At 72.8% G+C, this 1,390-nt stretch carries 1 protein-coding gene; it reads left to right on the top strand.

Annotated elements, in window-relative coordinates; genetic code table 11:
* Window positions 1-106 precede the first annotated feature (106 nt).
* Window positions 107-1,357 (top strand): NADP-dependent malic enzyme, encoded by a 1,251-nt coding sequence (locus ACFU99_RS43720; RefSeq protein WP_384404355.1) that lies wholly within the window; start codon window positions 107-109, stop codon window positions 1,355-1,357.
* Window positions 1,358-1,390 lie beyond the last annotated feature (33 nt).

Genomic DNA, 1,390 nt, shown 5'->3' with positions numbered 1-1,390 from the left:
CCCCCGCACGGCGGCCCATCCGCCGGCCGGGCCACGGACGCGGTGCCCGCCCGCTCCGCAACCTGGGGCGGTAACCCTCGACGGACAGATGACAAAGGGGTCAGAAGTGGCAGCGGAGATTGTGAATCCTCGCAGCGACAGCAGCGACAGCAGCGACAGCGTCGGCGATAACGGCAACAGCGCGGACACCACCCGCGACGAACCGTTCGACGCGGCCTTCGCGCTGCACCGCGGCGGCAAGATGGCGATCCAGGCGACGGTGCCGGTGCGCGACCGGGACGACCTGTCGCTCGCCTACACGCCCGGCGTGGCCAAGGTGTGCAGCGCCATCGCCGAGAAGCCCGAACTCGTCCACGACTACACCTGGAAGTCCCAGGTCGTGGCCGTCGTGACGGACGGCAGCGCGGTGCTCGGGCTCGGGGACATCGGCCCCGAGGCGTCCCTCCCGGTGATGGAGGGCAAGGCCATCCTCTTCAAGCAGTTCGGCGGCGTCGACGCGATCCCGATCGCGCTCGCCACCCAGGACGTGGACGAGATCGTCGAGACCGTGGTGCGGCTCGCGCCGTCCTTCGGCGGCGTGAACCTGGAGGACATCTCCGCGCCCCGCTGCTTCGAGATCGAACGCAGGCTCCAGGAGCGGCTCGACGTCCCGGTCTTCCACGACGACCAGCACGGCACCGCCGTCGTCACGCTGGCCGCCCTGCGCAACGCCGCGCGGCTGACGGGCCGTACGGTCGGCGAGCTGCGCGCGGTGATCTCCGGGGCGGGCGCGGCCGGGGTGGCCATCGCGCGCATCCTGACGGAGGCGGGCATCGGGGACGTCGCGGTCTGCGACCGCAAGGGCGTCGTCTCCACGGACCGTACGGACCTCACCGAGGTCAAGCGCGAGGTCGCCGGCTTCACCAACAAGGCCGGGCTCCGGGGCTCCCTGGCCCAGGCGCTCGACGGCGCGGACGTGTTCATCGGCGTCAGCGGCGGCACGGTGCCGGAGGAGGCGGTGGCGAAGATGGCGCCCGGCGCGTTCGTCTTCGCGATGGCCAACCCGAACCCGGAGATCCACCCGGACGTCGCGCACAAGTACGAGGCCGCCGTCGTCGCGACCGGCCGCAGCGACTACCCGAACCAGATCAACAACGTCCTCGCCTTCCCCGGCATCTTCGCGGGCGCCCTCCAGGTGCGCGCCTCCCGGATCACCGAGGGCATGAAGCTCGCGGCGGCCGAGGCGCTGGCGTCCGTCGTCGCCGACGACCTGAGCGCGGACTGCGTCATCCCGTCGCCCTTCGACGAACGCGTCGCCCCGGCGGTCACGGCCGCCGTGGCCGCGGCGGCGAGGGCGGAGGGCGTGGCCCGCCGCTGACGGGTACTGGCCGTACGGGCGTGTGGGCCGGGG

Origin of the sequence: Streptomyces sp. NPDC057654 (assembly GCF_042800135.1) — a bacterium.
In the GTDB taxonomy this organism is placed as follows: domain Bacteria; phylum Actinomycetota; class Actinomycetes; order Streptomycetales; family Streptomycetaceae; genus Streptomyces.
This window is presented reverse-complemented; position numbering and strand designations above follow the sequence as displayed.